The 17947-nt window shown below is 61.3% G+C and carries 19 protein-coding genes and 1 tRNA gene; 9 read left to right on the plus strand and 11 right to left on the minus strand.

The window, feature by feature from the left end; genetic code table 11:
* Nucleotides 1-35: 35 nt before the first annotated feature.
* The 6 genes from flgE to ACNFIC_RS19600 form a co-directional block, all read right to left on the minus strand.
* On the minus strand, nt 36-1397 hold the full coding sequence (flgE, locus tag ACNFIC_RS19575) for a flagellar hook protein FlgE (RefSeq protein ID WP_138218220.1): 1362 nt from the start codon (nt 1395-1397) through the stop codon (nt 36-38).
* A gap of 31 nt (nt 1398-1428) precedes the next feature.
* A complete protein-coding gene (gene flgD / locus ACNFIC_RS19580) occupies nt 1429-2148 on the minus strand; it encodes a flagellar hook assembly protein FlgD (RefSeq protein ID WP_138218221.1) in 720 nt (239 codons plus the stop codon).
* 15 nt (nt 2149-2163) lie between these two features.
* Complete coding sequence (flgC, locus tag ACNFIC_RS19585; protein WP_138218222.1) at nt 2164-2607, minus strand: flagellar basal body rod protein FlgC; 444 nt, start codon at nt 2605-2607, stop codon at nt 2164-2166.
* Between the two features lie 3 nt (nt 2608-2610).
* The gene (gene flgB / locus ACNFIC_RS19590) at nt 2611-3018 is read right to left on the minus strand and encodes a flagellar basal body rod protein FlgB (protein ID WP_138218223.1); all 408 of its coding nucleotides are present in this window, start codon (nt 3016-3018) and stop codon (nt 2611-2613) included.
* 285 nt (nt 3019-3303) lie between these two features.
* The gene (cheR, locus tag ACNFIC_RS19595) at nt 3304-4131 is read right to left on the minus strand and encodes a protein-glutamate O-methyltransferase CheR (RefSeq protein WP_416781664.1); all 828 of its coding nucleotides are present in this window, start codon (nt 4129-4131) and stop codon (nt 3304-3306) included.
* A gap of 50 nt (nt 4132-4181) precedes the next feature.
* On the minus strand, nt 4182-5111 hold the full coding sequence (locus tag ACNFIC_RS19600; RefSeq protein WP_138218225.1) for a chemotaxis protein CheV: 930 nt from the start codon (nt 5109-5111) through the stop codon (nt 4182-4184).
* Between the two features lie 63 nt (nt 5112-5174).
* On the opposite strand from ACNFIC_RS19600, the gene flgA reads away from it, so the two are divergent.
* The 4 genes from flgA (at nt 5175) to ACNFIC_RS19620 (ending at nt 7766) form a co-directional block, all read left to right on the plus strand.
* Nucleotides 5175-5924: a flagellar basal body P-ring formation chaperone FlgA gene (flgA, locus tag ACNFIC_RS19605; protein ID WP_138218226.1), complete on the plus strand. Its 750-nt coding sequence runs from the start codon at nt 5175-5177 to the stop codon at nt 5922-5924.
* 186 nt (nt 5925-6110) lie between these two features.
* Nucleotides 6111-6425: a flagellar biosynthesis anti-sigma factor FlgM gene (gene flgM, locus ACNFIC_RS19610; RefSeq protein WP_138218227.1), complete on the plus strand. Its 315-nt coding sequence runs from the start codon at nt 6111-6113 to the stop codon at nt 6423-6425.
* 48 nt (nt 6426-6473) lie between these two features.
* Nucleotides 6474-6941: a flagella synthesis protein FlgN gene (locus ACNFIC_RS19615; RefSeq protein WP_138218228.1), complete on the plus strand. Its 468-nt coding sequence runs from the start codon at nt 6474-6476 to the stop codon at nt 6939-6941.
* A gap of 81 nt (nt 6942-7022) precedes the next feature.
* Nucleotides 7023-7766, plus strand: a complete 744-nt coding sequence (locus ACNFIC_RS19620; RefSeq protein ID WP_138218229.1) for a flagellar brake protein — start codon at nt 7023-7025, stop codon at nt 7764-7766.
* Nucleotides 7767-8000: 234 nt separating this feature from the next.
* On the opposite strand, the gene ACNFIC_RS19625 is transcribed toward ACNFIC_RS19620, so the two are convergent.
* On the minus strand, nt 8001-9338 hold the full coding sequence (locus tag ACNFIC_RS19625; protein WP_416781665.1) for an MFS transporter: 1338 nt from the start codon (nt 9336-9338) through the stop codon (nt 8001-8003).
* A 147-nt stretch (nt 9339-9485) separates the two neighbouring features.
* On the minus strand, nt 9486-9971 hold the full coding sequence (bkdR, locus tag ACNFIC_RS19630) for a Bkd operon transcriptional regulator BkdR (protein ID WP_138218231.1): 486 nt from the start codon (nt 9969-9971) through the stop codon (nt 9486-9488).
* 196 nt (nt 9972-10167) lie between these two features.
* On the opposite strand from bkdR, the gene ACNFIC_RS19635 reads away from it, so the two are divergent.
* Genes ACNFIC_RS19635 through lpdA form a run of 4 tightly spaced genes read left to right on the plus strand, consistent with a single transcriptional unit; the run spans nt 10168 to nt 15117 of the window.
* Nucleotides 10168-11400 carry a 3-methyl-2-oxobutanoate dehydrogenase (2-methylpropanoyl-transferring) subunit alpha gene (locus tag ACNFIC_RS19635; RefSeq protein ID WP_138218232.1) on the plus strand — a complete coding sequence of 411 codons (1233 nt, stop codon included), beginning with the start codon at nt 10168-10170 and terminating at the stop codon, nt 11398-11400.
* Between the two features lies 1 nt (nt 11401).
* Complete coding sequence (locus tag ACNFIC_RS19640; protein ID WP_138218233.1) at nt 11402-12460, plus strand: alpha-ketoacid dehydrogenase subunit beta; 1059 nt, start codon at nt 11402-11404, stop codon at nt 12458-12460.
* Nucleotides 12461-13735: a dihydrolipoamide acetyltransferase family protein gene (locus ACNFIC_RS19645; RefSeq protein ID WP_416781666.1), complete on the plus strand. Its 1275-nt coding sequence runs from the start codon at nt 12461-12463 to the stop codon at nt 13733-13735.
* A gap of 2 nt (nt 13736-13737) precedes the next feature.
* A complete protein-coding gene (gene lpdA / locus ACNFIC_RS19650; RefSeq protein ID WP_416781667.1) occupies nt 13738-15117 on the plus strand; it encodes a dihydrolipoyl dehydrogenase in 1380 nt (459 codons plus the stop codon).
* A 109-nt stretch (nt 15118-15226) separates the two neighbouring features.
* Here lpdA and ACNFIC_RS19655 read toward each other — a convergent pair whose 3' ends face one another.
* Entirely contained in the window at nt 15227-16225 is a 999-nt protein-coding gene (locus tag ACNFIC_RS19655; protein ID WP_416781668.1) for a diguanylate cyclase domain-containing protein, read from the minus strand.
* A gap of 218 nt (nt 16226-16443) precedes the next feature.
* Between ACNFIC_RS19655 and ACNFIC_RS19660 the strand changes: the two genes are divergently transcribed.
* Entirely contained in the window at nt 16444-17007 is a 564-nt protein-coding gene (locus ACNFIC_RS19660) for a hypothetical protein (RefSeq protein ID WP_416781669.1), read from the plus strand.
* Between the two features lie 42 nt (nt 17008-17049).
* On the opposite strand, the gene ACNFIC_RS19665 is transcribed toward ACNFIC_RS19660, so the two are convergent.
* Together ACNFIC_RS19665 and phnN are read right to left on the minus strand one after the other, a co-directional pair.
* Nucleotides 17050-17126, minus strand: a tRNA-Arg gene (locus tag ACNFIC_RS19665).
* Between the two features lie 64 nt (nt 17127-17190).
* Nucleotides 17191-17802 carry a phosphonate metabolism protein/1,5-bisphosphokinase (PRPP-forming) PhnN gene (gene phnN / locus ACNFIC_RS19670; RefSeq protein WP_138218237.1) on the minus strand — a complete coding sequence of 204 codons (612 nt, stop codon included), beginning with the start codon at nt 17800-17802 and terminating at the stop codon, nt 17191-17193.
* Nucleotides 17803-17947 lie beyond the last annotated feature (145 nt).

Consider the following 17947-nt stretch of genomic DNA (forward strand, 5'->3'; position numbering starts at 1 on the left):
AAAGGGGTTCGCCGAACACGCTCAGTCAGGCCGTATCAGGTCATCTGGATGATGGTCTGCATGATGGTGCTTTCAGTAGAGATGGTCTTGGCGTTGGCCTGGTAGTTGCTCTGCGCCTTGATCAGCTCGACCAACTCCTGGGTCAGGTTGACGTTCGAGGCTTCCAGCGAGTTGGACTCGACGCTACCCAGAATGCCAGTCTTCGGCGAGTCGATGCCCGGAATACCCGAAGAGAAGGTCTCGGTCCAGCGAGTACCACCGATCTGCTGCAACCCCTGGTCGTTGGCAAAGCTCGCCAGGGCGATCTGACCGATGGCGCGGGACTGCTGGTTACTGAAGCTGGCGAACATCACGCCGGTGGAGTCGATCGACAGGCTCGACAGAATACCGGTGGCGTAGCCGTCCTGGGACTGCGACGAGCGCGCGGTCTCGGTGTTGTAGGAGGTGGTGCTGTTCATCGACAGGCGCATGCCAGCGGTGTTCTCGGCCGAACCGTTGGACACCCAGTTACCCGAGGAATCCTGAGTCGCCGGAATCCAACCCTTGAGGCTGAAGGTATTGTTGGTCACAGCCCACTCGGCAGTGGCCGGCGCGCCGACCGGGATACTGGTGGCGTCGGCGTCCATCGCTTTCACGGTGCCATCTTCATTGAACGAAATGGTGCCGATCAGTGGCGAGGTACTGGAAGGATCCATCGGATTGCGACCGTCGATCAGGGTATACATGGTCCACTCGTTCTGATCGGTCTTGCGATAGAACTGCTCCATGGTGTGTTCGTTACCTTGGGTGTCATACACCTTGGTGGCGAACGACTTGGTGTACGTGGTGTCATCGGACGGGTCGAAGGCGATTTCGCCAGGCCCCGGCGGCGTGGCGGTCGGCAGTGGGATATCGTCGGCTTCGGAGTTCAGGTTGATGCCCTGGTCGATCAGCGAGGTCGCCTTCGGCGCCAGCGCCGAGGTGTCGATCCTCAGATCAGTCAGGATGCCCTTCTTGATGTTGCCATTGGCATCGGCGGCATAGCCTTGTAGGCGCAGGCCGTCCGAGGTAACCACATAGTTGTCCTTGTTGCTCTGGAAAGCACCCGCACGGGTGTACACCATCGAGCCGTTGTCGGACAGGATGAAGTAGCCAGTCCCCTGGATGCCCATGTCCAACACGTTGCCGGTGTTGTTCACATCGCCCTGGGTGAACTGCTGGGAGATCGCCGCCAGGCGCACGCCGTTGCCGACCTGGTTCTTGCCCACGCCCAGGCGGTTGGCGCCAGCGTACACGTCGGCGAATTCGGCGCGCGACGACTTGAAGCCGGTGGTATTGACGTTGGCGATGTTGTTACCGGTGACATCCAGTTGCTTGTTGGCCGCGTACAGACCGCTAAGACCGATATTGAAAGACATGCTGTTGCTCCTTTTTGCCGTTCTGTCGGCCTTAGATACCGATGGTTTGGATGTCGGACAGCGAAACCTTGCCAACCCCAGCCAGGTTCAGGACCATCTCGCCAGTGGTGTTGAAGCTGACGCTGGTGACCTTGGCGGGCAGCAGGGTGTTCATCTGCACCGACTGACCATCCACCGTGGTGGTGGCAGTGAAGGTGTAGGTGCCCGGATCGACCTTCTCGCCACTGCTGTTGGTGCCGTCCCAGATGAAATCGGCGTAACCGGCTTTCTGCTCGCCCAACTCGATGGTCTTGACGGTCTTGCCGTCCTTGTCGGTGATGGTGATCTTCGCTTCGCTGATCGCCTGCGGCACAACGAACTGGGCATTGAAGCTCTCGGCGGTGTCGACGACCGCCTTGTCGTTCTGCACGATCACCGAGCGACCAACCAGCGAGGAGGCTTGCAGGGCCTGCGACGAGGCCATGGCGCTGGTAATGGCGGAAACCGATTCATTCAGCGAGGTGATGCCTTCCAAGCTGCTGAACTGTGCCAGCTGGGCAACAAACTCACCGTTGTCCTGCGGGTCCAGCGGGTTCTGGTGCTGCATCTGAGTCACCAGCAGCTGCAGGAACGCGTCCTTGCCGAGGGTGTCGTTACCGGTGGTCTTGGTGGTCGTTCCGCTGAGCGCGCTCTTGCTGGTGCCGGAGCTGACGCCGGATGCCGCGAGCACGTCGTTGAGATTCACACCCGTGGTGCTGGTATCGATAGCCATGGTCTGGGTTCCTTATTACTGACCCAGGGTCAGCACTTTCTGCATCATGGTCTTGGCGGTGTTCATCAGCTCGGCATTGGTCTGGAACGAACGGCTGGCGGAGATCATGTCGGCCATCTCCTCGACCACGTTGACATTCGGGTAATAGACATAGCCGTCCTTGTTCGCCGCCGGGTGGTTAGGCTCGTAGCGAGCCTCCAGGTTGCTCTGGTCCTCGACGATGCCGCTCACCTGAACACCCTGCCCAGCCTCACCCTGATCCTCGAACAGCGACTGGCCCGTGCCGTTTTGCGCGTTCTGGAAGGTGGTGGCGAATACCGGGTGGCGGGCACGGTAGGTCTGATCGATGCTCGACGAGACGGTCTCGGCGTTGGCGATGTTGGAGGCGACGGTGTTGAGGCGGGTGTTCTGCGCGCTCATGCCGCTACCGGCGATATTGAAAACACTGGAAAGGGACATGAATTACTCTCCGCGCAGGGCCGACACCAGCCCTTTGAATTTACTGTTGAGCAAGGTGAAGCTGGCCTGGAAATTGATGGCGTTCTCGGCGTAGTTCGATTGCTCGATCTGCGCGTCCACAGTGTTCTGGTCAATCGATGGCTGAGTCGGGGTACGGTACTTGAGGCTGTCGTCAGCCATGGCCAGGCCTTCGGCCTCGATGTGCCGGCTGTCGGTGCGCTCAAGGGTGATACGACCCTTCTGCTGCTTGTCCGCCTCGGCGGCGAGCACCGACGAGAAGTCCATGTCACGTGCCTTGTAGTTGGGCGTGTCGGCGTTGGCGATGTTGTTGGCCAGCACTTCGGCGCGCTGAGCGCGGAAGCTCAGTGCCTTTTCGTGGATGCCGAGCGCTTTGTCGAAGCTGATGCTCATGTCGGGGAAACCTTCGAAGGTTGACCGGAATTTCGTTGGCAAAGCTTTAGCAAGCCCTGTGCCAGTTTTGCCAAAGACCGAATTCACGGGGCTGCACGCCCCTAAGGCGATCGATGGATGCCAGAAAAGCGGCAAAGCGGTTCCGCCCAATGGCAGACAAGCGGCAATTGCCGGGTGGCAAAAGCGGCAAAACGGAAAATTGACGCCAGGACTTGCCTCTTGCTGCGACACCGCCCAAGAACGAAAAAGGCCGGCGTCTTGCGACACCGGCCTTCGTTCAACGCCTTACTTGGCCTGGTAGATGATCCCCGGGCTGCACTGGACCATCTGGTAGTGCTCAGGCAATCCGTTGAGCGCCTCGGAAGCACCAAGGAACAGGTAGCCACCGGGCTTGAGGGTGGCATGGATGCGCATGAGGATGTCTTTCTTGACCTGGGCCGAGAAATAGATCAGTACGTTGCGGCAGAACACGATATCGAACTTGCCCAACGGCGCATAACTGTCGAGCAAGTTGTAGGAGCGGAACTCGACACGACTGCGAATCGGCGCCTTGACCGCCCAGCGCCCCGGCCCCTTGGTGTCGAAATAACGCTGCAGGCGCTCCTGCGAAAGCCCCCGGGCGATAGCCAGGCTGTCGTACTCGCCGGTCTTGCAGTTGGTCAACATGGAGCCTGACAGGTCTGTGGCGACGATCTGCGCACCCATTTTCAACTGACCGATATTACTGCGCTCGAACTCGTCGATGGCCATTGAGATGGAGTACGGTTCCTGGCCAGAGGAACAGGCAGCCGACCAGATACGCAGGCGCTGCCCTGGGTTTTGCTTGATGAACTCAGGGATGACCTTGCTCTTGAGCACCTCGAACGGATAGGTGTCGCGAAACCACAACGTCTCGTTGGTGGTCATGGCATCGACCACCTGCTCGCGCAGACCGCTACGCGGCTGGGCCTGGATGCGCTGGACCAGCTCGCCCAACGATTTGATACCCTGCTGCTCCATCAACTTGTTGAGACGGCTGGACACCAGGTACTGCTTATTCTCGCCCAGCAGGATGCCACAGGCTTTCTCCAGGAAGACCCGGAACTGTTCGAAATCCAAATTACCCGTAGACAAAGCTGCCGCCTCTTTTCAAATCACTAAAGCCGGGGCGTACCCCGGCTAATTCAATGCATTGCCTTGATCCGATCGACCACGCGCTGGGCGAGATCATCCGGCCTGAACTTGGCCAGGAAGTCATCGGCACCGACCTTCTTCACCATTGCCTGGTTGAATACCCCGGAAAGCGAAGTATGCAGGCAGATGTGCAACTTTTGCATGCGTGGATCGCTGCGGATTTCTGAGGTGAGGGTATAGCCGTCCATTTCCGGCATTTCAATGTCGGAAATCATCATCAGGAACTCGTCCTCCGGCCGCTTGCCCTCATCGACCAGCTTGCGCAGGTAGTCCAACGCCTGCTTACCGTCATTGAGCGCCACCACCTCGACACCGACGGTTTGCAGGCAACGGCTGACCTGCTTGCGCGCCACCGACGAGTCGTCGACGGTCAGCACCCGCAGCATCACGGCCTTGTCAGCCACCTCAGCATCCACTACACCTGCCGACACCGACTGTGACGACGGTGAAACCTCCGCAAGCACTTTTTCCACGTCGATGATCTCAACCATGCGGTTGTCGACCCGCGTCACCGCCGTCAGGTAGTGATCGCGCCCGGTGCCCTTGGGTGGCGGGTGGATCTCTTCCCAGTTCATGTTGACGATGCGCTCTACCGAATGCACCAGGAAACCTTGGGTCTTGGTGTTGTATTCGGTGATGATCACGAAGCTGCTGCGGGTGTCTTCCTGCAACCCCGGCAGCCCCGTGGCCATGGACAGATCCAGGATCGGGATGGTCGCCCCACGAATGTTGGCCACCCCGCGCACCACCGGATGAGCCTTGGGCAGCAGCGTCAGTGCCGGGCACTGCAGCACCTCCCGGACCTTGAACACATTGATGCCGTAGAGCTGCTCGCCATTGAGGCGAAATAACAGCAACTCCAGGCGATTCTGCCCCACCAGCTGCGTGCGCTGGTTGACCGAATCCATCACTCCAGCCATGCCGGACTCCTTGAACGATTGCCTGCGTACCAAATCGGCACGGGCTTTGCTTTTTTGAGCACCATGTACACGAAAACGACATTTTCCCGACGACTGACGCGCCTGCTGACTAGCTCGCTCGCCGCCTTGTGCCTCATGGCACCCAGCGCTCGTACACTGGCGGAGGCGTTCACCTTGCCTGAACAGCTTATCGGTGTCACTCAAGGGTTTCTTGAATTCACGGTGGAAGATTATCTGGCTAGCACCCAAACCCAGGGGCGCTATGAGATCCAGGTCAACAACCTCGACCCGCGCTTGCGCATGCCACTGTGCAGCCAGCAACTTGACGCCTCACTGGAAAGCCCCGCGCCACTGGGACGCGTAACGGTGAAGGTCCGCTGTGACGGCAGCTCGCCCTGGACGGTTTACGTTCCGGCGCAAGTGCGCCTATTGCGCGACGTGGTGGTGATGACCCGGCCGCTCAAGCGCGAAAGCGTGATCGAGGAAGGCGACGTAGGCCTGCGCGAACGCGATGTCGGCACACTCGGCCAGGGCTACCTCACCACGCTGGAGCAGGCCGTGGGCATGAAACTGGTGCGCCCGGTGGTGCACGACCAGGTGCTGACGCAGGTGCATATCGAGCAAGCCGAAGTGGTGCGCAAGGGCGATCAGGTGGTGATCATCGCCCGCAGCGGCAACCTGAGCGTGCGCATGCCGGGCGAAGCACTGAGCAAAGGCGGCTTGCAGGAACAGATCCGGGTGCGCAACCTGAACTCCAAACGTGTGGTGAAGGCCCGTGTGACAGGGCCTGGCCAAGTCGAGGTGGCAATGTAGCACGCCCCCCGACAACGAAGTGCCGGCGAACGACGCAAGACTGGCGGCGCGCAACCGCTGCCCCTAAACTGTGTCGGAAATCGGGTGACGCATGCCTGCTGACAGGCGGCGACGCATTCGTGCCTAAAGTTTATTTCGGGTTGGCCGAAAACAAGGCATGCGTCCCAATACCCAGAGGTTCTGATCATGGTCATCGACTTCAGTCGTTTGAATAATTCTCCGTCCGTCACAGGCGGCGTTCGCAGCAACACGGCATCGGGCAGCCCCGAAAAAGCCGGTGAAGCCAGCGAAACCACCGTGCGTAGCAATGCCAGCGGAGAATCGGTACATCTCAGCCAAGAGGCACAGCAGTTGCAGAAGATCAGCGACAAGCTGCGCGACCAGCCCACCGTCAACAGTGCCCGCGTGGCTGAGTTGAAGCAGGCTATCGCAGACGGCAGCTACAAGGTCGATGCCGGCCGGGTCGCCAGCAAACTGCTCGATTTCGAAGCTCAGCGCTAACCGTTTGGCGCGCTGACTTCAAGGACGCAACACAGCCAAGAGTTAGCCATGCACGACATCACTCTGCTGCAACTGATCGAAGACGACATCGCACCTACCGAGGAACTGCTTGACCTTCTCAAGAGGGAAGCAGTCGCCCTGCATGGTCGCGACATGGTGGTGCTGGAACAGATCCTGGCACGCAAGCAGTCTTTGATCGTCTTGCTCGAGCAGCAGGGCCAGCGGCGCAACCAATTGCTCATTGGCCAAGGTTTCAGCGCCGATCGCGCAGGCGTCATGGCGGTGGCCGCACAATCGGCCAACGGCGACATCATCCTGCAGCAACTCGACGTGCTCACCCAATTGATGGATACCTGCCAGAAAGTCAACGAGACCAACGGCCGGATCATTCAGATGCAGCAAAACGTCACGGCCAACCAGATCAGAATCCTCAACGGCGGCGATTCTCCGTCGCTGTACGACAGCCGTGGCGCTACCTCTCCGATGGCCAAGCCCCGGGCGCTCAGCCAAGTGTGATTGTTTCTATTCAAGGCACGGAACATACTGGCAAAATGCCGTTACTTGCGTGTGTCGTTTTTGCCTGGAGATTGATAACCCGTGTTCAATGAAACCGATGCCCCCCAGCCACCGAAGGTGCTAAACACCCCTTTGGAGATCACGGCCAACCTGCGCCAATTGCTGGAGAGCCACGACCCGCTGATTCTCACTTTCCATGAGCGCAGCCAGCGGTTCCAGAGCTATGTGGTGCACGTGGACCGAGACACCGGTGTTCTCGCCCTGGACGAAATGATCCCCCGAGACGGCGAAAAGTACATCGAGAACGGCGAACCGTTCCGTGTCGAGGGCTTCCACGACGGCGTGCGCATCGCCTGGGAATGCAACACCCCCCTGACCATTACCGAAATCGACGGCCACCGCTGCTATCGCGGCCCGCTGCCCGAGGAAGTCACCTACCACCAGCGCCGCAATGCGTTCCGCGCCGCGCTGAAGCTCTCGCAGTTGGTCGAGGTGATCCTCGATGGCACCCACCTCAAGGGTAACGGCGCCCTGCGTGGCAAGTTGCTGGACATCTCGGCTACCGGTTGCAAGCTGCGCTTTGACGGCGACATCGAAGATCGCCTACAACTGGGGCAGGTGTACGAACGCTTCAAGGCCGCCAACCCGCTAGGCCTGTCAGACACCATGGTCGAGCTGCGCCATCTGCACTTCGAAGAACGTATCAACACCACTTTCGCTGGCGTGCGCTTCCACAACCTGAACGGCCAGGCACAGCGCAAGATCGAAAGCTTCGTCTACCAGCTGCAACGCGAGGCGCGGCGCTTCGACAAAGACGACTACTGATCGCTCGAGCCTTCTGAAAACGCCACCCACTCGGGTGGCGTTTTTCATTCGCACAGAGGATACGAAACACCACCTGCCGACCACAGCACGGGTAAAGCTCCCCCAACTGAGCTGGGCAACTGCGCATCGCTCTGTCAGTGCCCTGTCTCGGAAACAAGCTGTTCACTTTCGGCGGTGCCTTGGCCGAACACTCCGGTCATTCATCAAAAGGGAACGCATTTCCCAGACAAGGCACTAGGTCGGTCGACCCAACTCTGGCTCGGCCTGGCGCGGCCCGGGTGCAGCAGGTTCTTCTTCGGTATCTTCCGCCGCCACCGGTGCCTGCATCACGTCCTGGACGGTCTGCTCGTCAACCCGTGGATCAAGCGCCGCCGACAAGGGCGAGCCAGCTGCCGGCATGGCCACGTGCCCCAGCGGCGCATCTTGTACCTGATGCAGGCCCGTAACGGCCTGAGGACGGATACGCCAGACCAGTACCAGCGCGAAGAACAGGAAGAAGGCATAGAGCATCTGCGGCCCCAGCAGCTTCATCAGCACGCCGGCCGCCAATGGCCCGATGCAAGCCCCCACGCCATAGGTCACCAGGAGCATGGCCGTCAGCGACACGCGGCGCTCACTTTCTACGTGGTCGTTGGAAAATGCCACGGCTAGCGGATACAGGCCGAATTGCAACAGCGAAATGACGAAGCCGACGCCGAACAACAGCTCCAAAGGCACGCTCGGCAAAATGGCCAACGGCGCCGAGGCCACAGCCAAGCCAATGGCCACGCTGCGGATAAGCACCGCGCGGTCGTAACGGTCGGATAACCAGCCCAACGGCCACTGCACCAGCAGGCCGGCAAAAATGCAGCTCCCCATGAACAGACCGATCTGTTCGGTGCTCAGGCCCTGGTTAGCGGCATACAACGGCGCCAAACCGTAGAACGAGCCGACGATCAGGCCCGATCCGAGCACGGTGGACAGCGATTGCGGCACGCGCTTGATGAAGAACTTAGGGTCCATCGGTGCAGGACGCAATGGCGCAGGGTGAATGCGCCGCGTCATAGCGACCGGAACCAGGCACAGGGCGAAGCACATGGCCACCAGCATCAATAGCTCCGGCCCCAGTTGCGGGTGTACCACCAGGATCAGTTGCCCCAGTACCAGTCCCAGGTAAGAGGCGATCATGTAGCCGCTGAACACCGCGCCACGGTGCTTGGCATCGGCCTGCTCGTTGAGCCAACTCTCGATGACCATGTACTGGCACATCATGCCGAGGCCGACGATCATGCGCAGGCCAACCCATACCGGCAGCCAACTGGTCATGCCATGGCCGAGCACGGCCGCGCCAACAATGCCAGCGCAGGTGGCGTAGGCACGGATGTGCCCTACCCGCCCGATCAGCCGATGCCCGACCTTGCCGCCCACTGCCAGGCCGAAGTAGTTGGCGGCCATCAGCGCACCGACCCATAGGCTATCGACATGCTCAGCAGCCAGGCGCAAGGCCAGGTAGGTACTGAGCAAGCCCGAGCCGATCAACATCATCAACGCGGCGAAATACAACGACTGAAACGGTTTCCAGATAGTGCGCATACGTCCCGAAAAGCTCCCTGGGTCAGGTGGCAGCGGTGCACGCTAGCATAAGGGCAAAACGGCTGGGGTGCAGGCCTGCGTAATCGAAAAAAACACGGGCGGCGCGCTTGTTACACCTTACGTCGCGCACAGACCATGGCGCAGCGCTCACTCGCGCAAGGTCATGCCGTTGGCCGGCAACGGCAGCGCCGTCTTATAGCGCACCTGCTTGAGGGCGAAGCTGGAGCGAATGTTGGCCACCCCGGGCAAGCGGGTCAGATAGTCGAGAAAACGCTCGAGCGCCTGGATGCTGGGCAGCAGCACCCGCAACAGGTAATCCGGGTCCCCCGTCATCAGGTAGCACTCCATCACCTCGGGCCGCTCGGCGATCTCCTCCTCGAAGCGGTGTAACGCCTGCTCCACCTGCTTTTCAAGGCTCACGTGAATGAATACGTTGACGTCCAGCCCCAGCACCTCGGGCGACAGCAAGGTCACCTGCTGGCGGATCACCCCAAGCTCTTCCATGGCCTTGACCCGGTTGAAACAGGGGGTGGGCGATAGGTTCACCGAACGCGCCAGCTCCGCATTGGTGATCCGCGCGTTTTCCTGAAGGCTGTTGAGAATGCCGATATCGGTGCGATCCAGTTTGCGCATCAGACAAATTCACCCGGTTTTTGTGTTTGTGCGGAATGTTTATCTCCCGCGCCAAACAAAGGCAACGAACTTGAGAGAAAAATTCTCCGTCAGCCCCCCTATGATGTAACTGACGCTGACCTGCCAGTCACGAGCCGGCACTCAGCGGCGACCGCTTCAAAGCTCACAAAAACAACATCCGAGCGAGCGTAAAAGCATGAACGAGTACGCCCCCCTGCGTTTGCATGTGCCCGAGCCCACAGGCCGGCCAGGCTGCCAGACCGATTTCTCCTACCTGCGCCTGAACGACGCAGGGCAAGTCCGCAAGCCTCCCATCGATGTCGAGCCGGCAGACACCGCTGACCTTTCCGGCAGCCTGATACGCGTGCTCGACGAGCACGGCGACGCCTTAGGCCCATGGGCCGAGGACATCGCCCCAAGCGTGTTACGCCAGGGCATGCGCGCCATGCTCAAGACGCGCATCTTCGACAGCCGCATGGTGGTTGCCCAGCGCCAGAAGAAAATGTCCTTCTACATGCAGAGCCTGGGCGAGGAAGCCATCGGCAGTGCCCAGGCGCTGGCGCTCAACCGTAGCGACATGTGCTTCCCCACCTACCGCCAGCAGAGCATCTTGATGGCCCGCGACGTGTCGCTGGTCGAGATGATCTGCCAACTGCTGTCCAACGAGCGCGATCCACTCAAGGGCCGTCAGTTGCCGATCATGTATTCGGTGCGCGAAGCCGGCTTCTTTACCATCAGCGGCAACCTGGCCACCCAGTTCGTGCAGGCGGTCGGTTGGGCCATGGCTTCTGCAATCAAGGGCGACACCAAGATCGCCTCGGCCTGGATCGGTGATGGCGCCACGGCCGAGTCCGACTTCCACACGGCCCTGACCTTCGCTCACGTGTACCGTGCTCCGGTGATTCTCAACGTGGTCAATAACCAATGGGCGATTTCGACATTCCAGGCCATCGCAGGCGGGGAGTCGACCACCTTCGCCGGTCGTGGTGTGGGCTGCGGCATTGCCTCGCTACGGGTAGACGGCAACGATTTCGTCGCCGTGTACGCCGCCTCGCGCTGGGCCGCCGAACGCGCCCGCCGCGGCCTTGGCCCGACGCTGATCGAGTGGGTGACCTACCGCGCCGGCCCTCATTCCACCTCGGACGACCCATCCAAGTACCGCCCCGCCGACGACTGGAGCCACTTCCCGCTGGGCGACCCGATCGCTCGCCTGAAGCAGCACCTGATCAAGGCCGGCCACTGGTCCGAAGACGAGCACCAGGCGGTCACCGCCGAGCTTGAAGCCGAGGTGATAAAGGCCCAGAAGGAGGCCGAACAGTACGGCACCCTGAGCAACGGCCACATCCCAAGCGCCGCCTCGATGTTCGAGGACGTGTACAAGGACATGCCCGACCACCTGCGCCGTCAACGCCAGGAACTGGGGGTTTGAGATGAACGACCACAACAACAGCATCGACCTGGAAAACGCCATGTCCACCACCACCATGACCATGATCCAGGCCCTGCGCTCGGCCATGGACGTGATGCTCGAACGCGATGACAACGTGGTGATCTACGGCCAGGACGTGGGTTACTTCGGCGGCGTGTTCCGCTGCACCGAAGGCCTGCAGGCCAAGTACGGCACATCGCGGGTGTTCGACGCACCGATCTCCGAAAGCGGCATCGTCGGCACCGCCGTGGGCATGGGCGCCTACGGACTGCGCCCGGTGGTGGAGATCCAGTTCGCCGACTACTTCTACCCCGCCTCCGACCAGATCGTGTCGGAAATGGCGCGCCTGCGCTACCGTTCGGCCGGCGAGTTCATCTCGCCACTGACCCTGCGCATGCCCTGCGGCGGGGGCATCTATGGCGGCCAGACCCACAGCCAGAGCCCGGAAGCGATGTTCACCCAGGTGTGCGGCTTGCGCACCGTGATGCCGTCCAATCCCTACGACGCCAAAGGGCTGCTGATCGCCTCGATCGAATGCGACGACCCGGTGATTTTCCTTGAACCCAAGCGCCTGTACAACGGCCCGTTCGACGGCCATCACGAGCGCCCGGTAACGCCCTGGGCCAAGCACCCGCACAGCACCGTGCCAGACGGTTACTACCGCGTACCACTGGACAAGGCAGCCATCGCCCGCCCCGGCAACGACGTCACCGTGCTGACCTACGGCACCACCGTGTACGTTTCGCAGGTGGCCGCCGAAGAGAGCGGCGTCGATGCCGAGGTGATCGATCTGCGCAGCCTCTGGCCGCTGGATCTGGAGACCATCGTCGAGTCGGTGAAAAAGACCGGGCGCTGTGTGGTAGTGCATGAAGCGACGCGCACCTGCGGCTTCGGCGCTGAGCTGGTGGCGCTGGTGCAGGAACACTGCTTCCACCACCTTGAAGCACCGATCGAGCGTGTCACCGGCTGGGATACCCCCTACCCCCACGCACAGGAATGGGCCTACTTCCCCGGTCCTTCGCGAGTCGGCGCGGCATTGAAACGGGTCATGGAGGTCTGAATGGGCACGCACGTCATCAAGATGCCGGACATCGGTGAAGGCATCGCGCAGGTCGAGTTGGTGGAATGGTTCGTCAAGGTCGGCGATGTGATCGCCGAAGACCAGGTCGTCGCCGATGTCATGACCGACAAAGCCACGGTTGAAATCCCCTCGCCGGTCAGCGGCAAGGTCCTGGCTTTGGGCGGCCAGCCCGGCGAAGTCATGGCGGTGGGCAGCGAGCTGATCCGCATCGAGGTCGAAGGCGGCGGCAACCACATCGATACGCCCCAGGCCAAACCCGCAGAAGCCGAAGCCGAACCCGAGCCAGTACCGGCCAAGCCTCACACCGAACCGCACACGCCGGCGCAACCGACAATCGCTGCGCAACACCCAGCAGCGCCCATCGTCCCGCGCGAGCCGCACGACAAACCCTTGGCCTCCCCGGCCGTGCGCAAGCGTGCGCTGGATGCCGGCATCGAACTGCGCTACGTACAGGGTAGTGGTCCAGCCGGGCGCATCCTGCATGAAGACCTCGACGCCTTCATCAGCAGACCGCACATCAGTGCGAGCCAGCCCCCCAGCGGCTATGCCCGACGCAACGACAGCGAACAGGTGCCAGTCATCGGCCTGCGTCGCAAGATCGCCCAGCGCATGCAGGATGCCAAGCGTCGCGTGGCCCACTTCAGTTATGTCGAGGAAATCGACGTCACCGCCCTGGAAGCCTTGCGCCAACAGCTCAACGCAAAGTATGGCGAAAGCCGCGGCAAGCTGACGCTGCTGCCGTTCCTGGTTCGTGCAATGGTCGTCGCCCTGCGCGAGTTCCCGCAGATCAACGCCACCTACGACGACGAAGCGCAGGTCATCACCCACCATGGCGCGGTGCATGTGGGCATCGCCACCCAGGCTGACAATGGTCTGATGGTGCCGGTTCTACGCCATGCCGAGGCCGGCAGCCTGTGGGGTAACGCCAGTGAAATCGCGCGAGTGGCTCACGCCGCACGCAACAACAAGGCAAACCGTGACGAGTTGTCAGGCTCGACCATCACCCTCACCAGCCTCGGCGCACTGGGCGGGATCGTTAGTACACCGGTGGTCAACACCCCGGAAGTGGCAATCGTCGGCGTCAACCGCATGGTTGAACGCCCGGTGGTGGTCGACGGGCAGATCGTCGTGCGCAAGATGATGAACCTGTCCAGCTCGTTCGACCATCGTGTGGTCGACGGCATGGATGCAGCCCTGTTCATCCAGGCCATGCGCGGCCTGCTCGAACAACCCGCCTGCCTGTTCGTGGAGTAAGCATGCAACCGACTATCCAGACAACCTTGTTGATCATCGGCGGCGGCCCGGGCGGCTACGTGGCGGCCATCCGTGCCGGACAACTGGGCATCCCCACGGTACTGGTCGAAGGCCAAGCACTGGGCGGCACCTGCCTGAACATCGGCTGTATTCCATCCAAAGCGCTGATCCATGTGGCCGAACAGTTCCATCAGGCCAGTCGCTTCACTGAACCCTCGCCGCTTGGCATCAGCGTGTCGTCACCGCGCCTGGATATTGCACGCAGCGTGGAATGGAAAGATGGCATCGTCGACCGACTCACCAGCGGTGTCGCGACCTTGCTGAAGAAACAGGGCGTGAAGGTGATCCATGGCTGGGCAAAAATCCTCGACGGCAAGCACGTCGAAGTGGACGGCCAGCGCATTCAGTGCGAGCACCTGCTGCTGGCGACCGGCTCCAGCAGCGTCGAGTTGCCAATGTTACCGCTCGGCGGCGCGGTGATCTCGTCCACCGAAGCGCTGGCGCCCAAGTCAGTACCTAACCACTTGGTCGTGGTCGGTGGTGGCTACATCGGCCTGGAACTGGGCATCGCCTACCGCAAACTGGGAGCGAGGGTCAGTGTGGTCGAGGCGCGCGAACGCATCTTGCCCACCTACGACGCCGAACTGACGGCGCCGGTGGCCGCGTCACTGAAGAAACTGGGCGTGGATCTGCATCTGGGCCACAGCGTACAGCACTATGCCAACGGTTGCCTGAGTGCTCGGGACGGCCAAGGCAACGAGCTGCGCATCGAGGCCGATCAGGTGCTGGTGGCCGTTGGGCGCCGACCGCGCACCCACGGTTTCGGCCTGGAACAGTTGGACCTGAAGATGAACGGCGCCGCCATTGCCATCGACGCGCGCTGCCAGACCAGCATGCGCAACGTCTGGGCCATTGGGGACGTGGCCGGCGAGCCGATGTTGGCCCACCGTGCCATGGCCCAGGGCGAGATGGTCGCTGAATTGATCGCCGGCAAGGCGCGCCGTTTCGAGCCGAACGCAATCGCTGCGGTGTGTTTCACCGACCCCGAAGTCGTCGTGGTCGGTGCCACGCCCGAGCAGGCCAGCCAGCAAGGCGTCGACTGCATCGTCGCGCAGTTCCCTTTCGCCGCCAACGGCCGGGCAATGAGCCTGGAATCGAACAGCGGTTTCGTGCGGGTCGTGGCCCGACGGGACAATCACCTGATCCTGGGTTGGCAGGCGGTGGGGGTGGCAGTGTCTGAACTGTCCACAGCCTTTGCCCAGTCGCTGGAGATGGGCGCGCGCCTGGAAGATGTGGCCGGCACCATCCACGCCCACCCCACTCTGGGTGAGGCCGCACAGGAAGCGGCGCTCAAAGCGCTGGGGCATGCGCTACACGTCTAGGTACTGAAGCGGCGAAAGCCGAGTTGGCCCGTGACGTTACCAGGCGTCGCGGGCATTTTTTTGCCTGGCCGCTAAGGCATAGTCAGCATGAGCGCACAACGCCAAACCCTCACTCGGCAACGGTGTTCTTGCCCGCCGCCTTGGCCCGGTACAACGCCTGATCGGCCCGTGCCAGCAGGCCTTGCTGACTTTCGCCTGCGCGCCACTGCACCACCCCATAACTCATGCTCAGCCGACAATCCCCTACTGACTCAAGCGTCGCCAGTGCCTGACGAATTCGCTGGGCAGCCTCGCGCGCGTCGGCAAGCGAGGTACACGGCAGCACCACGACAAACTCATCACCGCCCCAGCGCGCCAGCAGGTCATGCTCGCGCAGGCACTGGCGCACGCGCTCGGTCACCTCGATCAACACCGCATCGCCGCGGGCATGCCCGTGCACGTCATTGATGGGCTTGAAGTCATCCAGGTCCATGACGATCAGCGCCAGCGGCTCGCGAAAGCGCCGGGCGCGCTCACAGGCCTGTTGCAAGGTGTTCTCCAGATGATAACGGTTGGCCGTGCGGGTCAGCGGGTCACGCTCAGCCAGCATGCGGTTTTCGTCCAGTTGCCGTTGCAACTGCTGGTTGACCCAGGACAGCTCTTGAGTACGCTCGGCCACTAGGCTCTCCAGCGACTTGTTGCGCAGTTCAAGCTCCGCAACCAGCCGCTTGCCGGCATCGATGTTGCGATGGGCACCGAGCATGCGCGCCACCGAGCCATCCGGGTTGTGCGCAATAATGTGCCCGCTGTCCTCGATCCACAGGTAGCTGCCATCCTGGCAACGGCAACGATATTCGATGCGATAGCGTTCACTGCGGTGATCGAGATAGGCCTCAAAATGGGCCATCACCCGCGGGTAATCCTCGGGGTGGATCAGGTTTTCCCACGTGAACACCGAATTATCCAGGGAATGGCTGGGATAGCCGAGCATCGCGTACCAGCCTGGATTGCGATACACATAGCCGGTGTTGGCATTCCAGTCCCAGATCCCGTCGCTGACCAACTCGAACAGAGTGTGCAGTTGCTGCTCGGTGAAGCCGGTTGGCACCGGCTTTGTAACCTCACTCATCGCCCCACTCCCTCGCAGTTCAGCGGCTGCGTCCCTGTCAGGGATTGCCGTTAGCTCACTCGATTGCCGCCAGCGGCAATCCTGTTCCTCTGGCGGGCAAGCTCGTGCCAACCCGCGTCCCACCAGAATAGCCAATTCTTGGGATTTTAAGGGTTTACGAGCGCTGGCACAGCTTTTGCCGTTTTACAGGCGTCCATCGACTCAGTCAGGAACAGACTATGAGCATCGCATTGAACGGGCTGGGGTGGCAGACCGCCCTCCAGCAGCAGAACCGCGTCAGCGGCGAACTCGCGTTGAGCCAGTTCACGCCGGTGCAACCGGTAACGGCAACCGCCGATACCACAGCGCAGCGCAACAGCCAGGGCAGCCTCTCGCAGCACAATACCGAAGACAATCAGAAAGAAGCCTTCGCCAAGCTGCTGGTGATGCTCCAGAACCCCGACAACGATGCGCGCCGACAGGCCAGCGTCGGTAAACAGGAGCAAAGCACGGCGGCACAGGACTTCCACGACTATATGGCCAAGTCGCCGGAGGAAAAAATCAAGGAGAAGATGCTTCAGGAGCTGGGGCTGACCGAGGAGGACTACAACAACCTGCCGCCTGAAAAGAAAGCGCAGATCGACGATAAGATCGCACAACGGATCAAGGAAGACGTCGAAATCAAGACCCAAGCCAAACTGCAGCAGCAGGCAGAGAAGCAGGCGCAGCAGGTCGGTAGCGGCCTGGCAGTGGCGGCATCGGAGGCTGAACGTAGCGAGAAACAAAAGACAGCCGAGCTTTGAATGGCTGACCGGGACCGGGGCAAGCCCAGCGCATGAGGGGAATGGCGTCCCAGGCAGGATTTGAACCTGCAACCTTCCCCTTAGGAGGGGGATGCTCTATCCAATTGAGCTACTGAGACCTGTCGAGCGCTGTACGCTGAAGACGGCGTGCATGTTAACCAGCATGCAGCCGTTTGTCATGCCTCAATCAGGCAGTTTGCCCGTCGGAGAATTCCCAAGCAGGCCCTGCTCGCGCAAAAGCCCGAGCAATGCCTGCACGACGCTGTCCAGCGGGCCCGAGTTATCCAGCACGTGAACGTCGCTGTCATAGGGCGCCAGGCTGGCGTTGCGCGCCAGGCGCTGCTCGATTTCAACGGGGCTCTCTCGCCCACGCGCCAGCAGCCGGGCACGTAGCACTTCGGGCGCGACGGTAAGGCCAACGGCCAGCAGATCCGGGTAGCGGCGACGCGCTTGCGGCAAATACCCACGTGAGCCATTGACCAGCACCGAACGTCCCGCCGCCAGCCACTGCTCAATCTGGACCGGGATGCCATAGCTCAAGCCATTGGCGCGCCAGTCCAAGGCGAATGCGCCCTCTGCGCGCATACCTTCGAAACGCTGCGGGTCGACGCCCTGAGCGGCTTCACCCTTAGCCTCGGCAGAGCGGGTGATGACCCTTCGGGCGATGTCTACCCCTGCGACTTGCAACGCCCCCCTGGCAGCGTCGATCAGGGAATCTTTTCCAGAACCGGACGGTCCGATCAGGAAGATCAGTCGCCCAGGCAGAGGCAATGTGCCGCTTGCGTCATGTTGCATAGCCACTATGCTCATTATGAGGGTGAACGCGCGCATTCTAGGCTTTTTCCCTTGTCTTTGCCGCCTGTTACCAGATTTTGACGACAAAGGCCTGACACCGGTGGGAATGGATGAACGTTAAACTTTTCAAACCAGTGCTCATTTC

The sequence above is a fragment of the Pseudomonas sp. NY15463 genome (genome assembly GCF_048068415.1).
In the GTDB taxonomy this organism is placed as follows: domain Bacteria; phylum Pseudomonadota; class Gammaproteobacteria; order Pseudomonadales; family Pseudomonadaceae; genus Aquipseudomonas; species Aquipseudomonas mosselii_C.